General features: G+C 68.5%; 21 protein-coding genes. 8 read left to right on the top strand and 13 right to left on the bottom strand.

The features are described 5' to 3' along the window. Positions 1-118: 118 nt before the first annotated feature. Positions 119-2,560, bottom strand: a complete 2,442-nt coding sequence (hrpB, locus tag ASD21_RS12255; protein ID WP_056441259.1) for an ATP-dependent helicase HrpB — start codon at positions 2,558-2,560, stop codon at positions 119-121. A gap of 247 nt (positions 2,561-2,807) precedes the next feature. Here hrpB and ASD21_RS12260 point away from each other — a divergent pair, with 247 nt between their 5' ends. Together ASD21_RS12260 and ASD21_RS12265 are read left to right on the top strand one after the other, a co-directional pair. After that, positions 2,808-4,391, top strand: a complete 1,584-nt coding sequence (locus tag ASD21_RS12260; RefSeq protein ID WP_056441261.1) for an amino acid permease — start codon at positions 2,808-2,810, stop codon at positions 4,389-4,391. 89 nt (positions 4,392-4,480) lie between these two features. Further along, complete coding sequence (locus tag ASD21_RS12265) at positions 4,481-5,194, top strand: MBL fold metallo-hydrolase (RefSeq protein ID WP_056441263.1); 714 nt, start codon at positions 4,481-4,483, stop codon at positions 5,192-5,194. On the opposite strand, the gene ASD21_RS12270 is transcribed toward ASD21_RS12265, so the two are convergent. Then, on the bottom strand, positions 5,191-5,640 hold the full coding sequence (locus ASD21_RS12270) for an EF-hand domain-containing protein (RefSeq protein ID WP_056441264.1): 450 nt from the start codon (positions 5,638-5,640) through the stop codon (positions 5,191-5,193). The two genes, ASD21_RS12265 and ASD21_RS12270, sit on opposite strands and share 4 nt — an antisense overlap. A gap of 104 nt (positions 5,641-5,744) precedes the next feature. Here ASD21_RS12270 and ASD21_RS12275 point away from each other — a divergent pair, with 104 nt between their 5' ends. The 3 genes from ASD21_RS12275 (at position 5,745) to ASD21_RS12285 (ending at position 8,880) form a co-directional block, all read left to right on the top strand. Beyond that, positions 5,745-6,527, top strand: a complete 783-nt coding sequence (locus ASD21_RS12275; protein WP_056441266.1) for a response regulator — start codon at positions 5,745-5,747, stop codon at positions 6,525-6,527. Further along, positions 6,524-8,002, top strand: a complete 1,479-nt coding sequence (locus tag ASD21_RS12280) for an ATP-binding protein (RefSeq protein WP_056441271.1) — start codon at positions 6,524-6,526, stop codon at positions 8,000-8,002. The genes ASD21_RS12275 and ASD21_RS12280 overlap by 4 nt, the downstream gene beginning before the upstream one ends. Before the next feature lie 86 nt (positions 8,003-8,088). Further along, on the top strand, positions 8,089-8,880 hold the full coding sequence (locus ASD21_RS12285) for a hypothetical protein (RefSeq protein ID WP_056442391.1): 792 nt from the start codon (positions 8,089-8,091) through the stop codon (positions 8,878-8,880). Here the strand turns inward: ASD21_RS12285 and ASD21_RS12290 are convergent. Then, the gene (locus tag ASD21_RS12290; protein ID WP_235523793.1) at positions 8,858-9,457 is read right to left on the bottom strand and encodes a DUF1345 domain-containing protein; all 600 of its coding nucleotides are present in this window, start codon (positions 9,455-9,457) and stop codon (positions 8,858-8,860) included. The genes ASD21_RS12285 and ASD21_RS12290 overlap by 23 nt on opposite strands. 187 nt (positions 9,458-9,644) lie before the next feature. Here ASD21_RS12290 and ASD21_RS24445 point away from each other — a divergent pair, with 187 nt between their 5' ends. Together ASD21_RS24445 and ASD21_RS12295 are read left to right on the top strand one after the other, a co-directional pair. After that, the gene (locus ASD21_RS24445; protein WP_200941430.1) at positions 9,645-9,812 is read left to right on the top strand and encodes a hypothetical protein; all 168 of its coding nucleotides are present in this window, start codon (positions 9,645-9,647) and stop codon (positions 9,810-9,812) included. Positions 9,813-9,821: 9 nt separating this feature from the next. Next, positions 9,822-10,031, top strand: a complete 210-nt coding sequence (locus ASD21_RS12295; RefSeq protein WP_018062559.1) for a KGG domain-containing protein — start codon at positions 9,822-9,824, stop codon at positions 10,029-10,031. Positions 10,032-10,107: 76 nt separating this feature from the next. On the opposite strand, the gene egtB is transcribed toward ASD21_RS12295, so the two are convergent. From egtB to ASD21_RS12340, 9 genes are all read right to left on the bottom strand, one after another. Further along, entirely contained in the window at positions 10,108-12,279 is a 2,172-nt protein-coding gene (gene egtB / locus ASD21_RS12300; RefSeq protein WP_056441276.1) for an ergothioneine biosynthesis protein EgtB, read from the bottom strand. Positions 12,280-12,430: 151 nt separating this feature from the next. After that, complete coding sequence (locus tag ASD21_RS12305) at positions 12,431-13,135, bottom strand: glutathione S-transferase N-terminal domain-containing protein (RefSeq protein ID WP_056441279.1); 705 nt, start codon at positions 13,133-13,135, stop codon at positions 12,431-12,433. A 105-nt stretch (positions 13,136-13,240) separates the two neighbouring features. After that, positions 13,241-15,280, bottom strand: a complete 2,040-nt coding sequence (locus ASD21_RS12310; RefSeq protein WP_056441282.1) for a response regulator — start codon at positions 15,278-15,280, stop codon at positions 13,241-13,243. Continuing rightward, positions 15,277-21,114 carry a hybrid sensor histidine kinase/response regulator gene (locus ASD21_RS12315; RefSeq protein ID WP_056441286.1) on the bottom strand — a complete coding sequence of 1,946 codons (5,838 nt, stop codon included), beginning with the start codon at positions 21,112-21,114 and terminating at the stop codon, positions 15,277-15,279. The genes ASD21_RS12310 and ASD21_RS12315 overlap by 4 nt, the downstream gene beginning before the upstream one ends. Positions 21,115-21,347: 233 nt before the next feature. Next, positions 21,348-22,127 (bottom strand): ABC transporter ATP-binding protein, encoded by a 780-nt coding sequence (locus tag ASD21_RS12320; RefSeq protein WP_056441288.1) that lies wholly within the window; start codon positions 22,125-22,127, stop codon positions 21,348-21,350. Beyond that, complete coding sequence (locus ASD21_RS12325; protein WP_056441290.1) at positions 22,124-22,930, bottom strand: MlaE family ABC transporter permease; 807 nt, start codon at positions 22,928-22,930, stop codon at positions 22,124-22,126. Before ASD21_RS12325 ends, ASD21_RS12320 begins: the two co-directional genes overlap by 4 nt. 1 nt (position 22,931) lies before the next feature. After that, a complete protein-coding gene (gene mlaD, locus ASD21_RS12330) occupies positions 22,932-23,441 on the bottom strand; it encodes an outer membrane lipid asymmetry maintenance protein MlaD (RefSeq protein WP_056441291.1) in 510 nt (169 codons plus the stop codon). 18 nt (positions 23,442-23,459) lie between these two features. Next, complete coding sequence (locus ASD21_RS12335; protein ID WP_156398368.1) at positions 23,460-24,107, bottom strand: MlaC/ttg2D family ABC transporter substrate-binding protein; 648 nt, start codon at positions 24,105-24,107, stop codon at positions 23,460-23,462. A gap of 17 nt (positions 24,108-24,124) precedes the next feature. Continuing rightward, positions 24,125-25,069: an MlaA family lipoprotein gene (locus tag ASD21_RS12340; protein WP_082554739.1), complete on the bottom strand. Its 945-nt coding sequence runs from the start codon at positions 25,067-25,069 to the stop codon at positions 24,125-24,127. A 251-nt stretch (positions 25,070-25,320) separates the two neighbouring features. On the opposite strand from ASD21_RS12340, the gene ASD21_RS12345 reads away from it, so the two are divergent. Beyond that, on the top strand, positions 25,321-26,013 hold the full coding sequence (locus ASD21_RS12345; protein WP_056441294.1) for a hypothetical protein: 693 nt from the start codon (positions 25,321-25,323) through the stop codon (positions 26,011-26,013). A 10-nt stretch (positions 26,014-26,023) separates the two neighbouring features. Here the strand turns inward: ASD21_RS12345 and ASD21_RS12350 are convergent, their stop codons facing one another. After that, positions 26,024-26,635 (bottom strand): hypothetical protein, encoded by a 612-nt coding sequence (locus ASD21_RS12350; RefSeq protein ID WP_056441298.1) that lies wholly within the window; start codon positions 26,633-26,635, stop codon positions 26,024-26,026. Positions 26,636-26,641 lie beyond the last annotated feature (6 nt).

The raw sequence follows: 26,641 nt of genomic DNA on the forward strand, positions 1-26,641 counted from the left end.
CTGTCCGCCCCCATAGGGGGCGGAGGACGCGCGGCGCTGGCGGCTGAGCCTCCGCCCCCTATGGGGGCGGACAGACCGCGAAGCGGTCAGGTGGGGGCAAGTGAGTGAGCCACGGACCCTAGGTTCCCCGAGGCTTCGCCCGCGTCGTCGGCGCGGTGTTCGCCGGGTCATCCGGCCAAACGTGCCTCGGATAGCGCCCCTTCATCTCGGTCTTCACCTCGCGCCAAGATCCCTTCCAGAACCCCGGCAAGTCCCGCGTGATCTGGATCGGCTTATGGCCTGGCGACAGCAGGGCCAGCACCAGCGGCGCGCCGCCGACCGTCGGATGGGTCGTCAGGCCGAACAGCTCCTGCACCCGCACGTCGACGCGCGGCCCGCCGTCGGCGGCGTAGTCAATGGCGAAGCTGGAGCCGGTGGGGGCGGTGAACCGGGCCGGGGCCTCGGCGTCGAGGCGGCGGTGCAGGTCCCAGGGCGCCAGCGTGCGGATCGCGTCGGTCAGAGCGCCGTCGGAGAGCTGGCTCAGGGCCGAACGACCGACCAGCAGAGGCTCGAGCCAATCGGGCAGGCGCTCCAGCAGGGCCGCTTCGGACAGGTCGGGCCAGGTCTCGGCGTCCCGATCGCGCAGGAACGCCACCCGGCGGCGCAGGGCTTGGGCACCCTCCCCCAGCGGCAGAGCCGACAGCCCCTCGCGTTCAACCTGGTTCAGAAGCGCCTTGGTCACCAGCCCCGGATCGACCTTGTCCAGCAGCCGCTCCTCGACCACCAGCTTGCCAAGGCGCAGCAGGCGGCGGGCCCGGACCTTGCCCTTGGCGTCGGGCTCCAGCCGGTCCTCGGCCACCAATCGGTCGGCGAAGGCCTCGCGCAGGGCCGTCTCGTCCAGCGGCGCGGCCAGCAGGATGCGGTCGCGGGCCTCGCCCCCGCCCAACTCGCCGACCGCCAGCCAGGTCTCGCGGGCCAGGGCGTCGGTCGGTTCCAGATAGACCCCGCGCCCGCCGGCCAGCTGATATTCGCCCGGCTTGCCCCGGGCCCGCGCCACGCGTTCCGGATAGGCCTCGGCCAGCAGCAGGGCGTCGTCGAGCGGCGCGGCGCCCGAGGCGCGGCCCGCTGACCGGGCCCAGCGTTCGGACAGCGTCCGAGCATCGCGGGCTCTCGGCGAGCGGTCGCGCTGGAAGCTTTCCAGCCGGTGGCGCAGATCGACGTCGCGGCCGCCGAGGCCCTGCTCGCTGAGCACGGCGGCGATCTTCGCCCCCCGCTCGGCCTGGCCGGAGGCGGCGGCGCGGACCACCATATGGGCCAGGCGCGGGGCCAGCGGCATGTCGGCCAGGGCCCGGCCGTGGGCGGTCAGGCCGCCCCGCCCGTCCAGGGCCTGCAGGCGGTTGAGCAGGGTCCGGGCCTCCGTGAAGGCGGCGGCCGGCGGCTTGTCGAGGAAGGCCAGATCGCCAACATCCCGCGCCCCCCAGCGGGCGAGGTTCAAGGCCAGGTTCGACAGGTCGGCCTCGAGGATCTCCGGTCGGGCGAACGCCGGCAAGGCCCGGGTCTCGGGCTCGTCCCACAGGCGGTAGCAGACGCCCGGTTCGGTGCGGCCCGCCCGCCCCCGGCGCTGGTCGGCGGCGGCGCGGCTGACGCGGACGGTCTCCAGCCGGGTCAGGCCGCTGGACGGATCGAAGCGCGGCACGCGGGCCAGGCCGCAATCGATCACCACCCGCACGCCTTCGATGGTCAGGCTGGTCTCCGCGATCGAGGTCGCCAACACCACCTTGCGCCGGCCCGGCGCGGCGGGAGCCACGGCGCGGTCTTGCTCGGCGGGCTCCAGCGCGCCGTAGAGCGGGGCGATATCGACCTCGGGTCGGCGCAGGCGCTCGCGCAGCAGGGTCTCGGCGCGCCGGATCTCACCCTGGCCCGGCAGGAAGACCAGCAGGCCGCCACTCTCCTCGGCCAGGGCCCGCTCGACGGCGCGGGCGACGCGCTCCTCCAGCCGCTGACGCTCGTCGCGGCCCAGATAGCGGGTGTCGATCGGGAACATCCGCCCCTGGCTCTCGACCACCGGCGCCTCGCCCAGCAGGGCCGAAATTCGCGCCCCGTCCAAGGTGGCCGACATCACCAGGATCTTCAGATCCTCGCGCACCAGGCCCTGGGCGTCGCGGGCCAGGGCTAGGCCCAGGTCGGCGTCGAGGCTGCGCTCGTGGAACTCGTCGAAGATCACCGCCGCCACGCCGTCCAGGCCGGGGTCGTCCAGGATCATCCGGGTGAACACGCCCTCGGTCACGACCTCGACCCTCGTGCGGGCCGAGATCTTGGACTGCAGCCTCACCCGGAAGCCCACCGTCTCGCCGACGCTTTCGCCCAGGGTCTGAGCCATGCGGGAGGCCGCGGCCCGCGCCGCCAGCCGCCTCGGCTCCAGCATGACGATCTTGCCGCCGGCGACCCACGACTCGTCCAGCAGGGCCAAGGGCACGACCGTGGTCTTGCCCGCGCCCGGCGGCGCGACCAGCACGGCGGCCTCTCGCGCGCTCAAAGCCGCCTTCAGGGCCGGCAGGGCCTCGTGGATGGGAAGGGTCACCCGGCGGGTTTAGCGGCGGCCGGCCAAATCGCCAAGCGGGCCGCCGAACCCGAGAGGCCGCAACGGTTGCGAAGCGTGCTGCGTCGCAACATCGGCCCGGCAGGCCATGGCCCATATTGCGCGCAACGGGGCGAACAATTACGCACGCTCTCCGCTTTACCTTGACCGCGTCCCGTTAACCGGGCCACGGTCCGCAAAATTTGTCTACGCGGTGCCCCGGGGGGAGCCGCGGGTCTCTGGAGGAAATATGTGGCGCGTTAAGTCACTGGATGCGATTCTAGCAACGGCTCAGAAGAAGTCGCTGCATCGCTCGCTCGGTCCCATTCAACTCACCCTGCTCGGCGTGGGCGCGATCATCGGCACCGGCATTTTCGTTCTGACCGCCGCCGCCTCCCAAAAGGCCGGCCCGGGCATGATGCTGAGCTTCGTGATCGCCGGCGCCGTCTGCGCCTTCGCCGCGCTCTGCTATTCGGAACTGGCCTCGATGGTGCCGGTTTCCGGCTCGGCCTACACCTACACCTACGCCGTGATGGGCGAACTGCTGGCCTGGATGGTCGGCTGGGCCCTGATCCTGGAATACGCCGTGGCCGCCAGCGCCGTGTCGGTGGGCTGGTCGGGCTACTTCCTCGGCATGATCGAGCACGCCCTGAATTTCCATTGGCCCGATGCGTTGCGAGCCGGTCCCGCGTGGTCGCTCAACGGCTTCGTGCCGGTCGCCGACTTCAGCCACGGCGTCGTCAACATCCCGGCCATCGTGGTGGCCTTGGCCGTGACGGCCCTGCTGGTCATCGGCACGACCGAAAGCGCCCGGGTCAACGCCTTCCTGGTGCTGATCAAGGTCACGGCCCTGACCGTTTTCGTCATCCTGACCCTTCCCTTGATGAAGAGCGGCAACTTCACGCCCTTCGCCCCCAACGGCTGGTTCGGCCCGCACGGGACGACGGGCATGGGCGTGTTCGGCGCCGCCGCCTCGATCTTCTTCGCCTATGTCGGCTTCGACGCGGTCTCCACCGCCGCTGAAGAGACCAAGAACCCGCAGCGCAACGTGCCGATCGGCCTGATCGGCAGCCTGGGCATCTGCACCATCTTCTATCTGCTGGTCGCCGCCGGCGCGGTCGGCGCCATCGGCGCCCAACCCGTCATCGGCGCGGCGGGCGAAGCCGTGCAACCCGGTTCGGCCAGCTTCCAGGCCGCCTGCCATCTGGCCTCCAACGCCGATCAGCTGGTCTGCTCCAACGAAGCCCTCGCGCACGTCCTGCGTCAGGTCAACTTCCCGTTGGCCGGCTACCTGCTGGGCCTGGCCGCCAACCTGGCCCTGCCCTCGGTCATCCTCATGATGATCTACGGCCAGACCCGGATCTTCTTCGTCATGGCCCGCGACGGCCTGCTGCCGGAGAAGCTGGCCTCCATCCACCCCAAGTGGAAGACGCCGCACATCGTCACCATCGCCACCGGCCTGTTCGTGGCGATCGCCGCCGCCTTCTTCCCGGTGGGTCAGCTGGCCGACATCTCCAACTCCGGCACCTTGTTCGCCTTCTTCATGGTGGCGATCGCGGTGATGGTGCTGCGGGTGAAGGACCCGAACCGTCCGCGTCCGTTCAAGACGCCGGCGATCTGGCTCGTAGCCCCGATCGCCCTGGCCGGCTGCGCGTTCCTGTACCTCAATCTGCCGCTGGAATCGATCCTGGTGTTGCCGATCTGGGGCGCCCTGGGCCTCCTGATCTACTTCGCCTATGGCTTCCGCAAGAGCCATGTCGGCAAGGGCCTACGCGGCGAAGTCCACGAACTGGACCCCGATGCGCCCCCGACCGGCCTGCCCGGCGCGGAATGAGATAAGACTTGAACGAGCGTTCATAACGCTTAGTTCGGACGGGCGGAGGTCTTCGGATCTCCGCCCGTTTTCGTTTGGAGCCGCCTAGAATGGCCGACATGCCGATCCGCGCCGTCATCGCGCCGGTCACGCCGCTGCAGCAGAACTGCACGATCGTCTGGTGCGCCAAGACCAAGAAGGCCGCGATCATCGATCCGGGCGGCGAGGTGCCGCGCCTGATGAAGGCGCTGACCGACCAGGGCCTGACCCTGGAGAAGATCTGGATCACCCACGGCCACATGGACCACGCCGGCGGCGCGGCCGAGCTCAAGCGCCTGACCGGCGTGCCGATCGAAGGGCCGCACAAGGACGACCAGTTCTGGATCGACCAGATCCAGTCGACCGGAGAACGCTACGGCATCCCCGAAGCGCGGATCTTCGTCACCGACCGCTGGCTGGACGACGGCGACGTGGTCACCCTGGGCGAGACCCAGTTCGAGGTGCTGCACTGCCCAGGCCACACGCCGGGCCACGTGATCTTCTTCCACCGCCAGGCGCGCTTCGCCCAGGTCGGCGACGTGCTGTTCCAAGGCTCGATCGGCCGCACCGACTTCCCGCGCGGCAACCACCAGGACTTGCTGGACGCGATCACCGGCAAGCTGTGGCCGCTGGGCGACGACGTCCAGTTCGTGCCGGGCCACGGCCCGATGTCGACCTTCGGGGCCGAGCGGCGGTCCAATCCGTTCGTCAGCGACCTGGCGATCGAGGCGATGAACATCCAGGGCAAGGACTACGCGGCGCCGGTCAACCGCTCGCCGGGCTAAGGCGAACTAGTTCGGGGCCCGCGCCGGGCGGGCTGTTCAGCCTCGCTCAGCATGCCGTTCTTGTCGGCGTCGAGCCTGGCGAAGCGGGCCTTGCTGGCGGCCAGGGCCTCGGCCTCGGTGACCTTGCCGTCGTGGTCGGCGTCCATCGCGGCCATCATGCCGCCCCCGCCGCCGCCGGGCCCCTGGCCCTGACCGGCATCGGGGCGCTCCGCGCGACGCTCTTCCATCCGCTTGCGCATCGCGTCCAGTTCGCCGGCGTCGATCACGCCGTCATGGTTGGGGTCCATGCGCTGGAACCGGGCCTTGGCGGCGTTGTCGAACTCCTCGGCGCTGATCACGCCATCGCCGTTGGCGTCTTGGTTGAAGCGCGGCCCCTGGGCGTGAGCGAGACCGGCGACGGAGGCGAGGGACAGGACGGCCAGGGCCGTCGGCAGAAAGCGGGACATGCTTGTCTCCAAACAACAATTGCGAGGATTGGTCGCATGCGCGGGTTGCGTCCCTGTTGCAGGCGTGAAATCTGCTGGAGACGGGGGCGTGGAAAGAGCAAGTCATGGAAAGTTCGCAAGATCCCGCGACGGCTTCCGCCGCCGCCTCCACGTCCGGCCAGAACACCGATCCGGCGCGCGGCGCGCGCATCCTGATCGTCGATGACGATCCCGGCATCCGCGACGTCGTGGCCGATTTCCTGGGCCGCCACGGCTACAGCATCGACACCGCCTCCGACTCCCGGACCATGGAACAGGCCCTGGCGCGCGGTCCGGTCGACCTGGTGGTGCTGGACGTCATGCTGCCCGGCGAGGACGGCCTGGCCATTTGCCGCCGCCTGTCGGCCGCCGACGGCCCCGCCATCATCATGCTCTCGGCCATGGGCGAGGAGACCGACCGTATCGTCGGGCTCGAGCTCGGCGCCGACGACTACCTGCCCAAGCCGTGCAATCCGCGCGAGCTGCTGGCCCGCATCCGCGCCGTCCTGCGTCGCCGGCAGGAGCCGCGCACGATCGACGACGGCATGGGCGCGGCCTGCGAATTCGCCGGCTGGCGCCTGGACCTGGTCCGCCGCGAACTGCGCTCGCCGCAATCGGTGGTGGTCAACCTGTCGAGCGGCGAGTTCTCGCTGCTGCGCGCCTTCGTCGAGCGGCCACAGCGCGTGCTGACCCGCGACCAACTTCTGGACCTGGCCCGAGGCCGTGAGAGCGACGCCTACGATCGCGCCATCGACGTCCAGATCAGCCGGCTGCGCCGGAAGCTCGACGACGGCGGCGGCGGCGAGCTGATCCGCACCATCCGCAGCGAAGGCTATATGTTCACCTCCAAGGTCACCCGCACCCCATGACTGAACACGTGCGGGTCAAGGGCTCGAGCAGCACGCCGCTGTTCGTGCAGGCCCTGGGCCTGGTGATCGTGACCCTGGTGGCGGCGCAGGTGATCGCCATCGCCGTGGTCTTCAACCTGCCGCCGCCGCCGCCCGAGATCTACCGGCTGAGCGAGATCGCCCGCATCGTGAAGAGCGGCGCGACGGTTCAGCCGCGCGACGGACGCGCCCTGCTGATCCGCCGCCACGCCGGACCGATCCGGGGTCTGGTCGACAACCGGCGGCGCGCCGAGTTCAAGGCCGCCCTCGCCCGTGAGGTCGGTGTCGACCCCGCCCGGATCGAGATGGACATCGACACCGGCCCGCGCTTCTTCGTCCGCACCCAGAAACGCACCTTCGTCCAGCAACTGCCACGGGACAGCCAGCGTCATCAGCCGCACGGCTTCGGCGGTCCGCGGATCGACGACGGCCCCGGACGCCCCGGCGGCCCCGGCGGTCCGCCGGAGGGCTTGGCGGGGCCGCCTCGCCTGCCGCGCCTCGGCGCCTCCCGCGATGAGCCGTTCATCGTCGGCGACTTCAAGGTGGCCATCCATCAGGACGATGGTCGCTGGACGATCGTCGAACCCAAGCCGGCCATCCGCTTCGACAACTGGCAGCAGAGGATCCTGCTGATCCTGGCCCTGTCGGTGCTGTGCGTCTCGCCCCTGGCCTGGTTGTTCGCCCGCCGGTTGTCGGGTCCGATCAGCGCCTTCGCCGGCGCGGCCGAGCGCCTGGGCCGCGACCCGCGCGCCGCGCCCCTGGCCCTGCACGGTTCGTCCGAAGTGATCGCCGCGGCCAACGCCTTCAACATGATGCAGGAGCGCCTGCGCCGTTATGTGGAGGACCGCACGGCGATGATCGGCGCGGTGGCCCACGACCTGCGCACGCCCCTCACCCGTCTGCGTTTCCGCATCGAGGCCGTGCCGGACGACGTGCGCGCCAAGCTGGCCTCCGACATCGACCAGATGGAGGCGATGATCGCCGCCACCATGGCCTTCGTCCGCGACACCACGCGGCCGGCCGAACGCACCAAGCTGGAGCTGGCCTCGCTGCTGGAGAGCATCATCGACGAGGCGGCCGAAACCGGCGGCCGGGCCTCGGTGGAGCTGGGCGAAAAGATCATCATCGACGGCGACCCCGTCGCGCTGCGCCGCCTGCTGACCAACCTGGTCGAGAATGGCCTGAAGTACGGCGGCGCCGTGCAGGGCCGTGTCCGCGCCGAGGGCCATCTGGCGGTGATCGAGATCGACGACAACGGCCCCGGCATCGCTCCGGCCGAATTGGATCGGGTGTTCGAGCCGTTCTTCCGCAGCGAACCGTCGCGCAACCGCGAAACCGGCGGGATCGGGCTGGGCCTGGCCGTGGTCCGTTCGGTGGCCCGGGCCCACGGCGGCGACGTCACCCTGCACAACCGTCCCGAAGGCGGCCTGCGCGCCCGGGTCGAGCTGCCGTTCTAACGTTCGGGTTGCTGAGCTTTCAGTTTGTTGCGGGCGCGCAAAAGCTGCGCCATACGCCGGACACGCCGGTGCGGTTGATCGAGGACATGCAAATCCTGCCCCGTCGCGCCCTGACCAGCCTGCGCGCCACCTGCATCCTGATGTTCGCCGCCCTGTGCCTGGGCGCCTGCGCCTCCGGCCCGCCGCAGGACGGTCCGCGCGGTGACTGGGGCAAGGCGGCGCCTTCCCGACCGTCCGGCGAGGGCGAGGCGGGCGGACCGCCGCGCCGGCCGCATCGCAGCCTGTTCATCAGCCCGGCGGGCGAGCCGTTTCGCGCGGAGCCTGGCGCGCCCTACCCCGTCGCCGCCTGGTTCGCCGGCGCGGACGCCGACCACGACGGCGCCCTGACGCGCGAGGAGTTCATCGGCGACGCCCTGCGGTTCTTCGACAGGATCGACGGCGATCACAACGGCGTCGTCGACGGGTTCGAGGTGTCGGCCTACGAGACCCAGGTCGCGCCCGAGATCCTGCAGGGTTTCCAGGGCGGCGGCGAAGGTCCGGGCATGCGCGGCCAGGGCGGCCGCGGCGGCGGACGACGCGGCGGCGGCGGTCCCCCCGAGGGCGGGAGCGGCGGCGGCAAACGCGGCGGCGCCCCGATGGGCGGCATGCTGCAAGGCGCCACGCCCTACAGCCTGCTGGCCGAACCCGAACCGGTCATGGCGTCCGACGGCGACTTCGACCGCCGCATCACGCGCGCCGAGGCGGCCAAGGCGGCCAAGGCCCGCTTCGCCCTGCTCGACAGCGACGGCGACGGCCGGCTGCGCCTAGGCGACCTGCCGCGGACCCCGCTCCAGGCGCGTCTGGAGGGTCCGCGCGCTAGCTCACCAGCCCGGCGATGATGTTGATCCCCAGGGCCAGGACGGCGGTGTTGTAGAAATAGGCGCAGACCGCCTGGGCGGTGACGAGGTTGCGCAGCTTGGCCGTCAGCACATTGTTGTCCGACACCTGGAACGTCGCCCCGATGCTGAAGGCCAGGTAGACGAAGTCGAGATAGCTGCTGGCCGGCTCGCCGGGGAAGAGAAAGCCCGGCTTGTCCGTTCCGTCGCCGAAGTGGCGATGGGCGTAGTGCAGTGTGAACACCGAGTGCAGAACCACCCAGGACAGCACCAGGGTGACGCCCGCGCAGGCGGCGGTGATCGCCTTGATCTCCGGTCCCTCGGACCGTGCGTGCAGCATCGCGGCCACCACCGCCACCAGGCTCGACAGGATCGCCGCCAGCACCATCAGCAGGATCAGCGACGGCTTCTCGTCCTCGGCGGCCGCCCGTCGACGCACCTCGGCCTCGTCGGCTGTCAGGAAGAGACGCCAGGTGGTCGTCACATAGAACAGGGCGCAGACGTCCCAGCCGATCAGGATATGCGTGCTGACCGGCGTATTTAAGTGACCCGCCGCGAGCCAGCCGAAAAGGCCCGCCAAGCCGGCGCCCCATAGCCGCCAATGGCGCGATATTGCTGCGCTTTCAGGTTTTCTCGGTCGGGCCTTGGTCATGCCGCTCACCTTGTTCGCCGCAGGCTTAACACCAAACTCTGCAATTTTGTCTCGCCTGTTGGGTGAACCGAACGCGACTTCACCGGTTACTTCACTGGAAGCATGGAAGGACGACATGACGGACCCCGACGCTCCGCCGCCGATCGAGCCCTCGCAACCCGACTACGACCCGGGCGCCACGCCCGACGAAGAGCCGATGCGCGAGCCGCCGGTCCAACCGGGCGACGACCGGCCTTATGACCGTTCAGCCACGCCGTTCCCCCCCGTGACCAGTCCCGATTAGGAGCAACCTATGGACCTCGACACCGAACGGCCCCGCGGCCGCCGAGGCTTCGCCGCCATGGACCCCGAACGTCGCCGCGAGATCGCGCGTAAAGGGGGCGCCAGTGTTCCCAGTGAAAAGCGGAGCTTCGCCAAGGATCGCGACCTCGCGGCCAACGCGGGCCGCAAGGGCGGCTCCTCGTCGCGTGGCGGCGGGCGCATGCCCGGGCGCGACGCCTGACATGAAGCGCGCCGCGGCCCCGGCCCTTCAAGGGTTTGGGGGTCGCGGCCGTTCTCCGACCTGACTTCCGCCCGCCTCAGCCGGCCAGGGCGAAGACGCCGAAGCTCGGGCTGTCGCTGATCCAGCGCGCCGCGACCTTCCAGCCCGCGCGACGGGCCAGATCCACGAACATTTCCGGGCTATATTTGTACGAATTCTCGGTGTGGATCGTCTCGCCGGCTTCGAAATGAATCTCCCGGCCCGCAAGGTGCGCCGTCTGATCGTCGCGACTGACGAGATGCATCTCCATTCGGCTTTCGTCGGCGTTCCAGATCGCGCGATGGTCGAAGGCTTCGAGCGCGAAATCCCCGCCCAGCTCCTTGTTGATCCGCGCCAGCACGTTCTTGTTGAACGCCGCCGTCACCCCCTGGGCGTCGTCATAGGCCGGCACCAGGACGTCGGGGCTCTTGGCGATGTCCACCCCGACCACGAACATCGCGCCGTCGCCGAGCAGGTCGTGCGCGCCGCGCAGGAACGTCTCGGCGTCGGCCGGCGCGAAATTGCCGATCGTCGAGCCCGGGAAGAAGCCCGTCACCGGCCGCCCCCGCGCCGCCGCCGGAAGCCGCACGGCGCGGGTGAAGTCGTCGACCAGCGGCGCGACGATCAGGCCCGGATAGTCGCGGCGGAGCGCTTCGCTCGCCTCGTCAAGCGCCGACCGGCTGATGTCGATCGGGACGTAGACAGCCAGTTGCGGCATGGCGTCGAGCAGCAGCCGGGTCTTGGTGCTGGCCCCGCTGCCGAACTCGACCAGGGCCGCGCCCTCCATGACCCGCGCGGCGATCTCGGGCGCGATGCGGCGCAGCAGCGCCGTCTCCGTGCGGGTGGGATAGTACTCCGGCAGCTCGCAGATCGCCTCGAACAACCGCGATCCCTCGGCGTCGTAGAAGTACTTGGCCGGCAGCGTCTTGCGCTCGGCCGTCAGGCCCGCCAGCGCGTCGTCCAGGAACGTCGAGGCCTGGGTCGCCGCCTCGCGGTCCAGCGCGCTGACATCGTCGGCCAAACGAACCCCCGTGAACGCCCAGCGCTGGGCCGGATGGAAGAAGTTGCGATAGGACGGCCGCGTGTGGCCAGGCGGGGACTCGGCCGCCCCGCCCCGCAGGACCATCTGGTTGATCATGAACTTGCCGTTGTACTCGCCCAGCGCGCCCGCGCCCGGCTTGAAGCCCGGATAGGCGACATAGGGACTGGCGGTCCATTGCCAGGCCTCGTCGGACGCCTGACGCAGCCCCTGCCCTTCCGCGGCCGCGACGGCGGCTTCCCACTCGGCCTCGGTCGGCAGGCGGCGGCCGGACCAGGCGGCGAAGGCGGCCGCCTCGTAATAACTGACATGACCCACCGGCGCGTGAGGATCGACCGGACGCCGCCCCGAAAGGGTCATGACGGACCAGGCGCCGCCGTCCTCGCGCCGCCAGTAGAGCGGCGCTTCCCACGCCTGCTCGTTGACGGCGGCCCAGCCGTCGGAAAGCCAGAAGTCGGCCCGGCGATAGCCGCCGTCCTCGATGAAGGCCAGCCACTCGCCGTTGGTCACCAGCCGATCGGCCAGGCGATAGGGCTCGAGATAGACCTTGTGGCGCGGCCGCTCGTTGTCGAACGCGAAGCCTGGACCGTCATCGCCGATCTCGACCAGCCCGCCTTCGAAGGCGAGGTACCGGACGCCGGCGGGGGCGGGACGCTCCGGAGGCGACGCGTCGCGATAGGCCGGCTGCAGGGGCGACTGGGCGAACAGGTGCAGCAGATCCATCAGGATGAGCTCCTGGTGCTGCTCCTCGTGGGCCAGGCCGAGGTCCAGGCGCTCCATCACCTCGGCGGTCGGCGTCGTGGTCAGCAGGCGGATCATGGCCGCGTCGACATGCGCGCGATAAGCCCCGACCTCGTCGGCCGACGGACGGGTGATCAGGCCGCGCAGGGGCCGCGGCTGGCGGGGCCCGACGGCCTCGTAATAGGAATTGAACAGATAGGCGAAAGTCGGGTCGAACACCCGGTAGCCCGGCAGGAAAGGCGTCAGCAGGAAGGTCTCGAAGAACCACGCGGTGTGCGCCCGGTGCCATTTGACCGGGCTGGCGTCCGGCATCGACTGCGCCCCCTGATCCTCGGGCGAGAGGGGCTTGGCAAAGGCTTCGGTGCGCCGTCTGACCGCCAGATAGCGATCGACGAGGGCGATAACGCGGGCCTCCGAGGCCTCCCTTACAGGCGTGTCGTCGGGACTCATGCGCTCTCCTGGCGGCCCTGCGTCGGGGAGCTTGCGCCCCGATGAGCTCAACGAATAAGCAACTTGAGTGTTCCCCCCGCCGGGTTCAAGCGGCGCGGGGAATAAAAAGTGAACGAAAGTCGCAGACCATCGATGCCGCTCGGCGCGCGCCCTAGGGGCGCTTGGGGATCTCCAGCCCGCGCTGGACGGCCGGCCGGGTCAGGCCCCGCTCCAGCCAAGCCGGAACGTGCTTGAGGCCGGCGTAGTCGACCAGATCGCCCGCGCCGTAGAAGCCTACCAGGTTGCGGACCCACCCCAGGGTGGCGATGTCGGCGATGGTGTACTCGTCGCCCATGATCCAGTCGCGGTCGGCCAAGCGAGTCTCCAGCACGCCCAGCAGACGCTTGGACTCGGCGACATAGCGATCACGCGGACGCTTGTCCTCGTACTCGCGGCCGGCGAACTTGTGGAAGAAGCCGACCTGGCCGAACATCGGGCCGATCGCGGCCATCTGGAAGAACACCCAGGCCAGGGTCTCGTAGCGCCGGGCGGGGTCCTTGGGCAGGAACTTGCCGGTCTTTTCCGCCAGATAGACCAGGATCGCGCCGGACTCGAACAGGCCGAGCGGCTTTCCGTCCGGGCCGTCCGGATCGATGATGGCGGGGATCTTGCCGTTCGGGTTCAGCGACAGGAATTCCGGCCCCCAGGTCTCGTTCTGACCGATGTCGATCATATGCGGTTCGTAGGGCAGACCGATCTCCTCCAGCATGATCGACACCTTGACCCCGTTGGGCGTCGGCAGGCTGTAGAGTTGCAGCCGGTCGGGATGCTGGGCGGGCCAGCGCTGGGTGATCGGAAAGGCTGAGAGGTCGGTCATGGTCGGCTCCGAAAGCAAAGGACCACCCCCAACAGGCGCGGCCGAGCTTGTCAGATGGTCCCGACTGGCGCGGCGGCAAGTCATCGCGCGCCGAAAGCTTTGTTCCTACCCCCGCCGCACCTTGGCCTGCTCGGTCGCGGGGGCCTCGGCGTCCAGCACCGCCCGGAGCTTGGCCGCCAGGGCCGGACCCAGATAGGGCTTGTCGATCATCGGAAATTCGTTTGCCCAGGACGCCGCCTCGTCGCCCACATAGCCGGAGGTCAGCAGGACCTTGAGCCCAGGCCGCACCTTGAGCGCGGCATGGGCCAGTTCGACGCCGTTGACGCGGCCGGGCATGACCACGTCGGAAAACAGCAGGTCGAAGGCCTTGCGGCTCTTCAGTCGTTTGAGGGCGGCCGCGGCCGTGTCGGCCGTGGTGACCTGGTAGCCCAGGCCCTCCAGCGTCTCGACCGCCATGGCCAGAACCGCGGGATCGTCCTCGACCACCAGCACCCGCTCGGCGCCGCGGGCGGCCTCGGTGGTCTCGTGGCCGGCGCCGCGCTGGCTGAGCGCCGCCTGGCTCTGCGGCAGATAGATCTCGAACACCGCGCCCTGCCCTGGCGAACTGCGCACCGAGATCTCGCCGCCGGATTGCCGCACGAAGCCGTAGACCTGCGACAGACCCAAACCCGAGCCCTTGCCGATTTCCTTGGTCGTGAAGAAAGGCTCGAAGATGCGCGAGGCCACGTCCGCGTCCATCCCCTGGCCGGTGTCGCGCACGGTCACCAGGATCCTGGGCTCGTCGCCATCGATGGTCTTGGTCGCGACCGACAGGACGCCGCCGCCTTCCATCGCGTCGCGGGCGTTGACCGCTAGGTTGAGCAGGGCGCTCTCGAACTGAGCGGGATCCAGGTGGGCCGGGAGCGGCTCGGTCGCCAGGCTGAGGTCGATGCTCACCGCCTCGCCGACGGCCTGGCGCAGCAGCGGTGCGAAGTCGGCGATCAGGACGTTGAGATCGACCGTCAGCGGGTTCAGGCGCTGACGTCGCGAGAACGCCAACAGCTGGCGGGTCAGGGCTCCGCCCTTCTCGGCGGCCAGCCGCACCGCATCGATCTGCCGGGCCAGCTCGTGCTGTTCGCCGGTGCGGCGCTTGATCAGCTCGATATTGCCCAGGACCACGGTCAGCAGGTTGTTGAAGTCATGGGCGACGCCGCCGGTCAGCTGGCCCACCGCCTCCATCTTGCGGGCGTGGCTCAGCTGCTCCTCCAGACCTCGGCGCTCGGTGTTGTCCAGCAGGGTGCCGAACACCACCTGCCGCCCGCTCTCCTCGTCCTGGGCCAACACGCCTTGGTCGATCAGCAACCGGTAGGACCCATCGGCGCACTGCCACCGGTATTCGCAGCTGTAGGCGCCGGACTTGCGAGCCTCGGCTTGAGCTCGCACGACGATATCGACGTCGTCGGGGTGGACGCGGCTGATGCCGAAATCGGCCTTGGCCAGAAAATCTTCGGCCGTGAAGCCCGTCAGCTCCATCACGTTGCCGCCGATGAACAGCGGCTCGTAGGGCGCGTCGGCCGTGCGCGAGTGGAAGACCACCGGCAGCGCGCGAAGGATCGCCTCCTGGCGCTCCTGGGTGCGGCGCAGGGCCCGCTCGGCGGCCAGCTTCTCGGCGTGGATGCGAGCGTTCTCCTCGATCAGCAGGCGGCGGCTCTCCGACTGCTGCTCCAGCTCGAGGGTCTTGATGTGCAGATCGACCAGCACCTGCACCTTGGAGCGCAGGATGAACGGGTCAACCGGCTTGAACACCACGTCGACGGCCCCGGCCGAATAGGCCTTGAAGATATGGGCCTCGTCGCGGAACACCGCCGTCAGGAACACGATGGGCACGTCGCGGTTGCGGCGACGCTGGCGGATCAGCTCGGCCGTCTCGTAGCCGTCCATGCCCGGCATGTGCAGGTCCAGCAGAATCACGGCGAAGTCGTCGGTCAGCAGGCGGCGCAGGGCCTCCTCGCCCGACCGGGCGACCACCAGTTCCTGGCCCAGGCCCTCCAGCGCCTGGATCGCCGCAAAGGCGTTTCGCTCATCGTCGTCGACGATGAGGATCCGCGTTCGAAGTCGATCCTCGGGCGGCGGAACCGCCTGATGCTTTACCGCGGGCACCGTCATTGCGCTGCGGCGGCGCTGTGGATGGTGACGACGTTGTCGCCGGCCAGGCGCTGAGCGTCGGTGCGCTGCACCGAAACCCGCAGGACCGAGATCAGCTGGTCGATGTCCACGGGCTTGGACACATAGTCCGAGGCGCCCGCCTGGATGCACTTCTGGCGGTCGCCCTTCATCGCCTTGGCGGTGACGGCGATCACCGGCAGGTCTGAGAACCGCGGTCGGGCCCGGATTTCGCGCATGGTCTCGTAGCCGTCCATGTCGGGCATCATGATGTCAACCAGCACCATATCCACCGCCGGCAGGCTGTCGAGCAGCTCCAGCCCTTCGCGGCCGCTTTCGGCGTAGCGCAGCTCGATGCCGTATTCCTCCAGCGCGCTGGCCAGCGAGAAGATGTTGCGGATGTCGTCGTCGATGACCACCGCGGTCAGGCCCGTCAGAACGGCGTCGGCGTGGCGGCTGTGGGCGATCATGACCTTGGCCGGCGTCGACAGCCGATCCAATGGCGCGTGCAGCGACATGGTGACGTGGTCGATCAGCTGCTCGGGCGTGCGGGCCAGGCGGGCCAGGCCGGAGAACACCGCCAGACGCAGCCGGCGGTCCTCCTCGGGATCCAGCTCCTCGGGCGCGTAGAGCACGGCCACGCCCGAAGTCGTACCCCGTTGCTTGAGGGTGTCGATGAACGGGCCGACGGGGTCCGGACCGACGTCGATCACGAGGCAACCGCCTTCGCCGGTGAAGGCCTCGTCCGGCAGTTCCGACAGGGTCGGCACGACCTTCACCGCGCCAATGGTGTCGCGCAACGTGTCGGCGGCCTGGCCTTCGCCGCCGATCAGGATCGGAGCGCGGCCGGTCTCGGCGACCAGCTTCTTGACCTTCTCCAGCGTCGAGGCGACGGCCTCGCGTTCCACCGGCTTGCTGGTGAAGCCGAAGGCGCCCATCGACAGGCCAAGGCCCCCGTGGTCGTCGGCCGAGATGACCTGGACCGGGATATGGCGGGTGTCGGGCGTGCGCTTGAGCAGGTCCAGCAAGGCCAGGCCGTCCATGTCGGGCAGACCGATGTCCAACATGATGGCGTCGGGCGTGAAGCGCCGGGCCAGGGACGGCACGGCCGAGCCCTCGCCGGTCACCACCCCCTTGAAGCCGCCATCGCGCACCAGCGACAACAGGATCGAGGCGAAACGGGTGTCGTCCTCGACGATCAGGATGACCGCATCGCCAGGTTCGATCTGTTCGCGGTCGTCGACCACCGTCTCGGCCGGCTCGACCGAACCGGTCTCCATGGTCGACAGACGGAAGGTCTGCACGGGGCTGGTGGCCGGACGCAGCGGTTGGGCCGGTTGCGATTGCGCCGCCGGGCTGAAGTTCAGCGGCAGATACAGGGTGAAGATGCTGCCCTGCCCCGGCGTCGAGACGACCCGCAGTTCACCGCCCAGCAGACGGGTGATCTCGCGGCTGATCGACAGGCCAAGACCGGTGCCGCCGTACTTGCGGCTGGTGGTGCCGTCGGCCTGCTGGAAGGCCTCGAAGATGATCCGCTGCTTGTCCTCGGGGATGCCGATGCCGGTGTCCTCGACCGAGAAGGCCAGCACCTGACCGGCCTTGTTGAGGTGGTCGTTGCCCAGCGCCCAGCCGTCGTCGGCCCGGGCGATCGAGAGGCGCACCGAACCGGACTGGGTGAACTTGAAGGCGTTGGACAGCAGGTTCTTGATCACCTGCTGCAGGCGCTTGTCGTCGGTGTACATCGAGCGCGGCAGGGCCGGGTCGATGTTGATGAAGAAGTCCAGCTTCTTGTCCTGCGCCAATTGCGAGAACGTACGGTCGGTCTGATCGCGCAGGGACGCGAACGACATCTCGCCGATGTCGAGGGTGACCGTGCCGCTTTCGATCTTCGACAGATCCAGGATGTCGTTGATCAGGCCCAGCAGGTCGGCGCCGGCGCTGTGGATGTTGCGGGCGAACTCGACCTGCTTGGCGCTCAGGTTCCCTTGCGCGTTCTCGCTGAGCATCTTGGACAGGATCAGCAGGCTGTTGAGCGGCGTGCGCAGCTCGTGGCTCATATTGGCCAGGAATTCGGACTTGTACTTCGAGGTCAGGGCCAGCTGTTCGGCCTTTTCCTCCAGCGCCGCCTTGGCCTGTTCGACTTCGGTGTTCTTGGCTTCCACCTGCTTGTTCTGGGCCGACAGCAGGACCGCCTTGTCCTCCAGTTCGGCGTTGGTCTGCTGCAGTTCGTCCTGCTTGGAGCGCAGCAGCTCTTCCGATTGCCGCAGGGACGCGGCCTGCAGTTCCAGGCGGTCGTTGGTCTTCTTCAGCTCTTCCTGCTGGGCCTGGAGTTCGGCGGTCAGCAGCTGGGACTGTTCGAGCAGACCCTCGGTCCGCATGTTGGCGGCGATGGTCGACAGCACGATGCCGATGGATTCCATCAGCTGGTCGAGGAAGGCCTGCTGGGTCTCGTTGAAGATCCCGAAGGTGGCCAGCTCGATCACCGCCTTCAGCTCGCCTTCGAACAGGGCGGGCAGCACGATGATGTTCTGCGGCGCCGCCTCGCCCAGGCCCGAGCTGATCTTGATGTACTCGGACGGGACGTTGGTCAGCAGGATGCGCTGGCGCTCGGCGGCGCACTGGCCGATCAGGCCCTCGCGCTGGCGCAGCCGTGACGGCGGCTTGTCACCAGGATTGGACGCGTAGCTGGCGGCCAGGTTCAGCACCGGCTCGCCGTTCACATCGTGGTCGGAGACGTAGAACACCCCGTGCTGGGCGTTGATCAGCGGGGCCAGTTCCGACAGCACCAGGTTCGACACGGTCGACAGGTCGCGCTCGCCCTGCAGCATGCGGCTGAACCGGGCCAGGTTGGTCTTCAGCCAGTCCTGCTCGGTGTTCTTCAACGTCTGATCCTTCAGATTGCGGATCATCTCGTTGATGTTGTCCTTCAGCGCCGCCACTTCCCCCGACGCTTCCACGGTGATCGACCGCGTCAGGTCGCCCTTGGTCACGGCGGTGGACACCTCGGCGATGGCGCGGACCTGGGTGGTCAGGTTGGCGGCCAGTTCGTTGACGTTGTCGGTCAGATCGCGCCACAGGCCGGCGGCGCCGGGCACCCGGGCCTGGCCGCCCAGCTTGCCTTCCGAACCCACTTCGCGGGCCACGTTGGTCACCTGGTCGGCGAAGGTGGCCAGGGTCTCGATCATGCCGTTGATGGTGTCGGCCAGCGAGGCGATCTCGCCCTTGGCGTCCAGGGTCAGCTTGCGCTTCAGGTTGCCCTGGGCGACCGCGGTCACGACGTCGGCGATGTTCCGCACCTGGCCGGTCAGGTTGGCGGCCATCATGTTGACGTTGTCGGTCAGGTCCTTCCACGTACCGGCCACGCCCGGTACCTGGGCCTGGCCGCCCAGCTTGCCTTCGGTGCCGACTTCGCGGGCCACGCGGGTCACTTCCGAGGCGAAGCCGTTCAGCTGGTCCACCATGACGTTGATGGTCGACTTCAGCTCCAGGATCTCGCCCTTCACGTCGACGGTGATCTTCTTGGAAAGGTCGCCCTTGGCGACGGCGGTGGTGACGTCGGCGATGTTGCGGACCTGGCCGGTCAGGTTGGCGGCCATGAAGTTGACGTTGTCGGTCAGGTCCTTCCAGGTGCCGGCCACGCCCTTCACCTGGGCCTGGCCGCCCAGCTTGCCTTCGGTGCCCACTTCGCGGGCCACGCGGGTCACTTCCGACGAGAACGAGTTCAGCTGGTCCACCATGACGTTGATGGTGTTCTTCAGCTCCAGGATCTCGCCGCGCACGTCGACGGTGATCTTCTTGGACAGGTCGCCCATGGCGACGGCGGTGGTCACCTCGGCGATGTTGCGGACCTGACCGGTCAGGTTGCCGGCCATCAGGTTGACGTTGTCGGTCAGTTCCTTCCAGGTGCCGGCCACGCCCTTCACCTGAGCCTGACCACCCAGCTTGCCTTCGGTGCCGACTTCCCGCGCCACGCGGGTCACTTCCGAGGCGAAGCCGTTCAGCTGGTCCACCATGACGTTGATGGTGTTCTTCAGCTCCAGGATCTCGCCGCGCACGTCGACGGTGATCTTCTTGGACAGGTCCCCGTTCGCGACGGCGGTGGTGACCTCGGCGATGTTGCGGACCTGGCCGGTCAGGTTGCCGGCCATGAAGTTGACGTTGTCGGTCAGGTCCTTCCAGGTGCCGGCCACGCCCTTCACCTGGGCCTGGCCGCCGAGCTTGCCTTCGGTGCCCACTTCGCGGGCCACGCGGGTCACTTCCGACGAGAACGAGTTCAACTGGTCCACCATGGTGTTGATGGTGTTCTTCAGCTCGAGAATTTCGCCCCGCACGTCGACGGTGATCTTCTTGGACAGGTCGCCCATGGCGACGGCGGTGGTCACCTCGGCGATGTTCCGCACCTGACCCGTCAGGTTGCCGGCCATCAGGTTGACGTTGTCGGTCAGCTCTTTCCAGGTGCCGCCCACGCCGGTGACGTTGGCTTGGCCGCCCAGCTTGCCTTCCGTACCCACTTCGCGGGCCACGCGGGTCACTTCCGAGGCGAAGGCGTTCAGCTGGTCCACCATGACGTTGATGGTGTTCTTCAGCTCCAGCACCTCGCCCTTCACGTCGACGGTGATCTTCTTGGATAGATCGCCCATGGCGACGGCGGTGGTCACCTCGGCGATGTTACGAACCTGACCCGTCAGGTTGCCGGCCATCAGGTTGACGTTGTCGGTGAGGTCCTTCCAAGTGCCGGCCACGCCTTCCACGCGGGCCTGGCCGCCCAGCTTGCCTTCGGTGCCGACTTCCCGCGCCACGCGGGTCACTTCCGAGGCGAAGCTGTTGAGCTGGTCCACCATGGTGTTGATGGTGTTCTTCAGCTCCAGAACCTCGCCCTTCACGTCCACGGTGATCTTGCGGGAAAGGTCGCCGCGGGCCACGGCGGTGGTCACTTCGGCGATGTTACGAACCTGGCCGGTCAGGTTGCCGGCCATCAGGTTGACGTTGTCGGTCAGTTCCTTCCAGGTGCCGGCCACGCCCTTCACGTTGGCCTGGCCGCCCAGCTTGCCTTCGGTGCCGACTTCCCGGGCCACCCGGGTCACTTCCGAGGCGAAGCTGTTGAGCTGGTCCACCATGGTGTTGATGGTGTTCTTCAGCTCCAGCACCTCGCCCTTCACGTCGACGGTGATCTTGCGGCTCAAGTCGCCGTTGGCGACGGCGGTGGTCACCTCGGCGATGTTCCGCACCTGACCCGTCAGGTTGGCGGCCATCAGGTTGACGTTGTCGGTGAGGTCCTTCCAGGTGCCGGCCACGCCCTTGACCTGGGCCTGGCCGCCGAGCTTGCCTTCCGTGCCCACTTCGCGGGCCACGCGGGTCACTTCGGAGGCGAACGAGCCCAGCTGGCCCACCATCGTGTTCACGACCTTGCCGATGCGCAGGAACTCGCCGCGCAGCGGGCGTTCCTCGTTCTCCAGGTCCATCGTCTGGCTGAGGTCGCCCTTGGCGGTGGCGCCGATCACGCGGGCCATTTCGGCGGTCGGGTGGACCATGTCGGTGATCAGGTTGTTGACCGCCTCGACGCTGGCGGCCCAAGAGCCTGTGGCGCCTGGCAGACGGGCGCGATGATTGATTTTGCCCTGTTTACCGACAACGTCGCCGAGCCGTTCGAATTCTTTGGAGATCTGATCGTTCAGATTGACGGCGTCGTTGAAGGCCTCGGCCAGCTCTCCGTCCAGGCCCGACAGGTCTGTCGGCAGGCGCACCGAGAAGTCGCCGCGCCGGAAGGCGCGCAAGGCGGCCAGAAGCTGGTGGTTGTCGAGCCCGCGCTGTTGCGTCTTGGACTGTGCCGCCGGCATTAGAATACTCCACGTCGAAATCGGTCCGATCTTACGTGGGCGGCGCTAGTTGGGAAGACGATCCAGGCCTTGGAAGCGGTTTACCGCCATCGACAGCCCCTACCGGTTCCCACACCCCCCCGATCCGCTCCAACGCGGGGAAAAATCTTTGGTTCCGCTTTTACGGTGAAGCTGCTCGCCGGTGATGGCTGCGGCGCCGGTCAGGCCGCTTCGCCCGCCGGCTGATCGACGCTCTAGACCGCGCTCGCCATCGGACCGTCCGCGCGTCCGTCGACGAACTGGCGCACATAGGGATTATCCGTCTGGTCGAGCTCGGTCGGCGCGCCGCGCCAGACGATCTTGCCGGCGTGCAGCATGGCGATCTCGTCGCCGATCGTCCGGGCCGAGGCCAGGTCATGGGTGATCGACACCGCCGTGCAGCCCAGCCCCTTCACCTGCTCGACGATCAGCTCGTTGATCGCCGACGACGTGATCGGGTCCAGGCCCGTGGTCGGCTCGTCGAAGAAGATGATCTCGGGATTGGCCACCACCGCCCGGGCTAGGCCGACCCGCTTCTGCATGCCGCCGGACAGTTCCGAGGGATAGGAGTCGGCGACATTGGCCGCCAGGTGGACGCGGCCCAGAGCCTCGATCGCCCGCGCCTTGGCCTCCTTGCGCGGCACGCCGTCGGCGTTGACCAGACGGAAGGCGACGTTCTCCCAGACGCTGAGACTGTCGAACAACGCCGCCCCTTGAAAGAGGACGCCGATGCGCTCGAACAGCTTGCGACGGGCGCCGCCGCCCATCCCGATCAGGTTCTCGCCGTCGACCAGCACCTTGCCGGCGTCCGGACGCACCAGGCCCATGGCGACCTTGATGGTCACCGACTTGCCCTGGCCGGACCCGCCGATGATCACCAGCGACCGCCCCGCCGCGACGCTGAGGTCCAGCCCGTCCAGAACCGGACCGTCGAAGCGCTTGCGGACGCCTTTCCATTCGAGTTTTGGCCGTTCGACGTTCGGGGGGGCGGTCATGCGTGGGTGAACAGCGTTGTGAGGAAGTAGTCGGAGGCGAAGATCAGGATCGCCGAGGACACCACCGCGTGGGTGGTCGCCCGGCCGACGCCCCGCGCCCCGCCCTTGGCGTTATAGCCGTGGTAGCAGCCCATCAGGGCGACGATGAAGCCGAACACCGCCGCCTTGATCAGCCCCGATCCGACATCCCAGCCCTGGATGAAGTTCATCGTGTTGCGGACGTAGATCGTCGAGTTGAAATCCAGGATCCGCACCGCCACCAGCCAGCCGCCGGCCACGCCGATGATGTCGGCGACCAGGGTCAGCAGCGGCAGGACCAGGGTCGCGGCCAGCAGGCGCGGCGCGACCAGGTAGCGGAACGGGTCGGTCGACAGGGTGCGCATCGCGTCGATCTGCTCGGTGGCGCGCATGGCCCCGATCTCGGCGGCGATGGCGGCCGACACCCGGCCCGCCAGCATCAGGGCGGCCAGCACGGGACCCAGCTCGCGCGTGATGCCCAGGGCGACGATCTGGGGCATCACCTGCTCGGCGTTGAACCGCCCGCCGCCGGTGTAGATGTTCAATCCCAGGGCCGCGCCGGTGAAGATCGCCGTCAGGCCGACCACCGGCAGCGAGAAGAAGCCGATGGCCAGCAGCTGTCGCAGCAGTTGGATCGGGAACCACGGCGGGGAAAACACCGCCATCACGCCGCGCAGGGCGAAGACCCCGACTCCGCCCACCATTTGCAGCGCGCCCAAGGTCGAGCGCCCGATGGCGCGCAGCGGCTTGAAGATCGCGGGGACCGCCGCGTGGGCCGCGGCCATCTCAGTAGCTGTCCGGAGCGGTGGCGGCGGGGTTCGTCGCGGGCGCGGCCGTCGGCGCGGCGCCCCCTTGGGGCCGCATCACTGAACCGATCAGGCCGAACAGGTCGACCGCGCCCTGGGTGTTGTCGATCTCGCCGCCCGGCTTGATGTCGTCGGCCGCGCCGCCGGGGGCGATCGCCACATGGACGCCGCCCAGCAGGCCGTCGCTGGTGATCTTGGCCGTGGAATCCGAAGGCAGTTTGACGTCCGGATCCAGGCTGAGCCTGGCCACCGCCAGATAGGTCTTGGGGTCCAGTCTGATTTCCGAAACAGTGCCGACCTTGACGCCGGCCACGCTGACGGCCGCGCCCGGCGCCAGCGATCCGACCTGGCCGAACCGGGCCGTGACGTCATAGCCGCCAGGCTTGCGACCCACCCCGCCGACGCTCAGCGAGTAGACCAGGAACCCCGCCGCCAGGATGAGAACCAGGAGACCCATCAAGGTCTCGGCCCATTGTTCGCGCAACCCCATGTTCTCTGGCCCCTGCTGTTACCGCGACGCGGGACGCTGGGCGTCACGCTGCAACTGGCTGATCAGCACGTCGATGTTGCCGCCGGCGTTGTCGATGGTCGAAACGAAGTCCTGCTGTTGGGTGATCGCCAGCCACACGCCCTTGAACTGGACGTCGACCACCTTCCACGCGGTCCCGCCGCCCATCACCCGCCAGGACACCTGAACCGGCTGGCCCAGCTGGCCGCCTGAGATCCTGGTGTCGACAATCACGTCGCCCGGCTTGCGGACGGTCGAACCGGTCACCTTCAGGGTTTCGCCGTGATAGTCGTTGATGCGGTTCTGGTAGACGCTTTCGGCATAGACGCGGAACGCCGCCGCGAACCGCTGACGCTGGTCCTGCGTGATGGTGCGGGCGTACTTGCCCAGCACGAAGTTGGTGATCCTCGGCACGTCGGCCAGTTCGTCTATGCCCTGGTGGAAGGTCGCCTTCTTCTGGGCGACGCTCTGGCTCTTGTCGGCCAGGACCGAGATCACCCTCTGGGCCCGAACCTGGACGAACTGCTCGGCTTGAGGATCGCGCGGGCCCTGAGCCAAGGCCGGGCGGGCCTGCGCCAGGACGCCGAGGCCGATGACGGCGACCAGGGTCGATAGCGCGAAGCGGCGGGTGGTGCGGGCGTCAGTCATGGGCGTTTCCGGCGAATTCATTGCGGTGCTGAGGGAGTGGGCGCGGAGGGGGCGGCATCCGTGGAAGCTGGCTCCGCGGAAACGGTCGGGATTTCGGACGGCGTGGCGGCCGGCGCCCCCGAGGACGCCACCTCGTCGAAGTCGGGCAGGTCCTGCACCGCGCCCGTCGCTTCGCGGACAAGGGCCTCGCGGTGCTGTCCGTAAGCCGAGCGGGCGGTGGCGTAAGGGTCGATCGCCTGGTCCAGCGCCCGGAACGCCAGATCGGCGTTGGCGCGGGTGTCGATCGTCTGGGCGGCCAGACGCGTGACGCCGAACGGGCTCGTCCAGCCCTGGCCGGCGAGGCCGATCGGATCGGCGAAGAAATCGAACACCCGGCCGACCCCGTCCCGAACGTTCAACGGGCCCAGGACCGGGACATAGAGGTAGGGACCCGGCTTGATCCCGTAGCGGCCGAACGTCTGGCCGAAGTCGGCGTCGTGGGACCGGATGCCCATGCTCGCGGCGACGTCGAACAGTCCGAGCACGCCGACGGTGGAATTGATCGCGAAACGCGCCGACGACTTGCCCGCCCGCTTGGGCTTGCCCTGCAGGACGTCGTTCACGAACGTGCCCGGCTCGCCCAGATTATAGACGAAGGCGCTGACCCGGTGGCGGACGGGGGTGGGGGTCGCGGCCATGTAGCCGTGCGTGACGGGTCGGAACACGGCGCGGTCCAGACCCATGCTGAAGGCGTAGCTGCCCCGATTGAAATCCTCGAGCGGATCGTGGGCTGTCCGCGCCAGGTCGGAGGCCGCGGTCGGCGCGGCGACCAGCGGGATCGGCTTTTCGATGTTGGCTCGAGCGTGCGCGGTCTCCGAGAGACCGCCGGCCGCGAGCAGGGCGAGAACCGCCGTCGCGGCCGCTTCCGCCGCGGTCACGCGCAGCGTCTTCCCCAGGTCCTTTGTGGCCGACACGCCGATCATTCCAGCCTCCTGCCGGATACCGGCAGGAGGGCATGTAGGCGCCGGTCGAAGCCAGGCAAGGGCTTGACGGGTTCCCAGGCGTCATCCCGGTACGGAAGCGGCCTGATCGTTCAAATCGCGACGTCTTGGGCGCCCGCTCATCGAGCGGCTAGCGCACGGATTCAAACACAACCACCAAGAGACAAGATGTTTGCCTTGTCGCGATGGTGGAGATTGGGCAGACTTCTCGCCTCAACACGGGACACCTTTCCATGGACCGTTTGCGTGCGCCGTTCTTCTGGTTGGCCGGCTTCGCCCTGCTGGTGGCCCTGCTCGTGGAATGCGCCTCGGCCTTTATTCTCGACGCCGTGCACCAGGCGGGTTTCGAGGCGTCGACGCCGGGCCTGGGCATTCGCTATCTGCCGGTGCTCGACGGGCTGCTGCTCTACACCGTCGTGTTGATGGGCCTGGGGATCCTGCTGTCGCGCAGCGTGATCGGACGCGTGCAGGGGATCGTCACCCTGGTGATCGCCTTCTTCGGCCTGCTGGGCGCGATCGTCATGGTCCTGGCGGCCCTGGGCCTGCTGATCCTGATGATCACCCTGCTGGTCGCGGTGCCGTTCGGCACGATCGCCTATTTCGCCGCGTTCGCCGATTTTCCGACCGGCGCGGCGACAGCGACGCTGGGCCTGATCCTGATCCTGAAGATCGCCTTCTGCATCCTGCTGATCCTCGCCCACCAGAGCTTCCTGCAGAACAAGGGCATCGTCATCCTGGCCGCGGTCTCGGTGGGCGCGACCCTGCTGCTGGCGTTCCTGATCGACTTCCCGCCGGGTTTCCTGGCCAGCATCACCGACGCCATCGGGGCGCTGATCATCGCCATCGTCGGCGCGATCTGGCTGCTGCTCCTGTTGATCGGATCGTTGCTGGCGATGATCTCGGCGCTCCGAACCGCGCGGGTCTAGAGCGCGCCGATCAGCGGATCGACACCTGAGCGGCCTGCTCTCCCATCGGCGCGACCACGATCACGCCGCCCTCCCGATAGATGACGGCTGAGACGTCGTCGTCCTTCTCGCGGCAGACGAATTTATCGTCGCCGCTAGCCCGCGCATTGCGCCAGGCCTCCTCGCAGTCCTTGACGTCGTCCTCCTCCAGGACGGTGTTTTCAGGACAAAGGCACGCGACCTGCGGACAGGTCTCGCCTTGCTTGTCGTCGTCATCGCTCTCCTCGCACCGGTACGTCACGATGGCGCCCCGTCCCGTGATCAGGCGAAGACGGGCGATCCGCATGCCCTTGTCGGCCGACGGGATCGGCTGAGTTCCCTCGGAGCCGGCTTCGGCGGAGACGTTGACCGCCTTCTTGAACAGCTTCGGCGCGAACGGGCGCGACAGCTTGCCCATGACTGCGGCCATGGGCGGGGGCTCCCAGTTCGCCAGCGCGTCGTCGTCGATCTCGCCATTGCTCTTGGTGGGCGGTCCGTGGGCCGAGGGGGGCGCTGGCGGCGTGGTGGCGCGATAGACGGCCACGCCGATCGCCGCGGCGAAGCCGATGACGATCAGGACCAAGATGATGATCACGACCTTCATCGACCT

It is taken from the genome of Caulobacter sp. Root1455 (genome assembly GCF_001426905.1).
Taxonomy (GTDB): Bacteria; Pseudomonadota; Alphaproteobacteria; order Caulobacterales; family Caulobacteraceae; genus Caulobacter.

Excerpts from the sequence above, each read along its gene's own strand:
- ASD21_RS12260 (WP_056441261.1), top strand. The coding sequence starts at position 2,808 with ATGTGGCGCGTTAAGTCACTGGATGCGATTCTAGCAACGGCTCAGAAG.
- ASD21_RS12265 (WP_056441263.1), top strand. The coding sequence starts at position 4,481 with ATGGCCGACATGCCGATCCGCGCCGTCATCGCGCCGGTCACGCCGCTG.
- ASD21_RS12270 (WP_056441264.1), bottom strand. The coding sequence starts at position 5,640 with ATGTCCCGCTTTCTGCCGACGGCCCTGGCCGTCCTGTCCCTCGCCTCC.
- ASD21_RS12275 (WP_056441266.1), top strand. The coding sequence starts at position 5,745 with ATGGAAAGTTCGCAAGATCCCGCGACGGCTTCCGCCGCCGCCTCCACG.
- ASD21_RS12280 (WP_056441271.1), top strand. The coding sequence starts at position 6,524 with ATGACTGAACACGTGCGGGTCAAGGGCTCGAGCAGCACGCCGCTGTTC.
- ASD21_RS12285 (WP_056442391.1), top strand. The coding sequence starts at position 8,089 with ATGCAAATCCTGCCCCGTCGCGCCCTGACCAGCCTGCGCGCCACCTGC.
- ASD21_RS24445 (WP_200941430.1), top strand. The coding sequence starts at position 9,645 with ATGACGGACCCCGACGCTCCGCCGCCGATCGAGCCCTCGCAACCCGAC.
- ASD21_RS12295 (WP_018062559.1), top strand. The coding sequence starts at position 9,822 with ATGGACCTCGACACCGAACGGCCCCGCGGCCGCCGAGGCTTCGCCGCC.
- egtB (WP_056441276.1), bottom strand. The coding sequence starts at position 12,279 with ATGAGTCCCGACGACACGCCTGTAAGGGAGGCCTCGGAGGCCCGCGTT.
- ASD21_RS12305 (WP_056441279.1), bottom strand. The coding sequence starts at position 13,135 with ATGACCGACCTCTCAGCCTTTCCGATCACCCAGCGCTGGCCCGCCCAG.
- ASD21_RS12310 (WP_056441282.1), bottom strand. The coding sequence starts at position 15,280 with ATGACGGTGCCCGCGGTAAAGCATCAGGCGGTTCCGCCGCCCGAGGAT.
- ASD21_RS12315 (WP_056441286.1), bottom strand. The coding sequence starts at position 21,114 with ATGCCGGCGGCACAGTCCAAGACGCAACAGCGCGGGCTCGACAACCAC.
- ASD21_RS12320 (WP_056441288.1), bottom strand. The coding sequence starts at position 22,127 with ATGACCGCCCCCCCGAACGTCGAACGGCCAAAACTCGAATGGAAAGGC.
- ASD21_RS12325 (WP_056441290.1), bottom strand. The coding sequence starts at position 22,930 with ATGGCCGCGGCCCACGCGGCGGTCCCCGCGATCTTCAAGCCGCTGCGC.
- mlaD (WP_056441291.1), bottom strand. The coding sequence starts at position 23,441 with ATGGGGTTGCGCGAACAATGGGCCGAGACCTTGATGGGTCTCCTGGTT.
- ASD21_RS12335 (WP_156398368.1), bottom strand. The coding sequence starts at position 24,107 with ATGACTGACGCCCGCACCACCCGCCGCTTCGCGCTATCGACCCTGGTC.
- ASD21_RS12340 (WP_082554739.1), bottom strand. The coding sequence starts at position 25,069 with ATGATCGGCGTGTCGGCCACAAAGGACCTGGGGAAGACGCTGCGCGTG.
- ASD21_RS12345 (WP_056441294.1), top strand. The coding sequence starts at position 25,321 with ATGGACCGTTTGCGTGCGCCGTTCTTCTGGTTGGCCGGCTTCGCCCTG.
- ASD21_RS12350 (WP_056441298.1), bottom strand. The coding sequence starts at position 26,635 with ATGAAGGTCGTGATCATCATCTTGGTCCTGATCGTCATCGGCTTCGCC.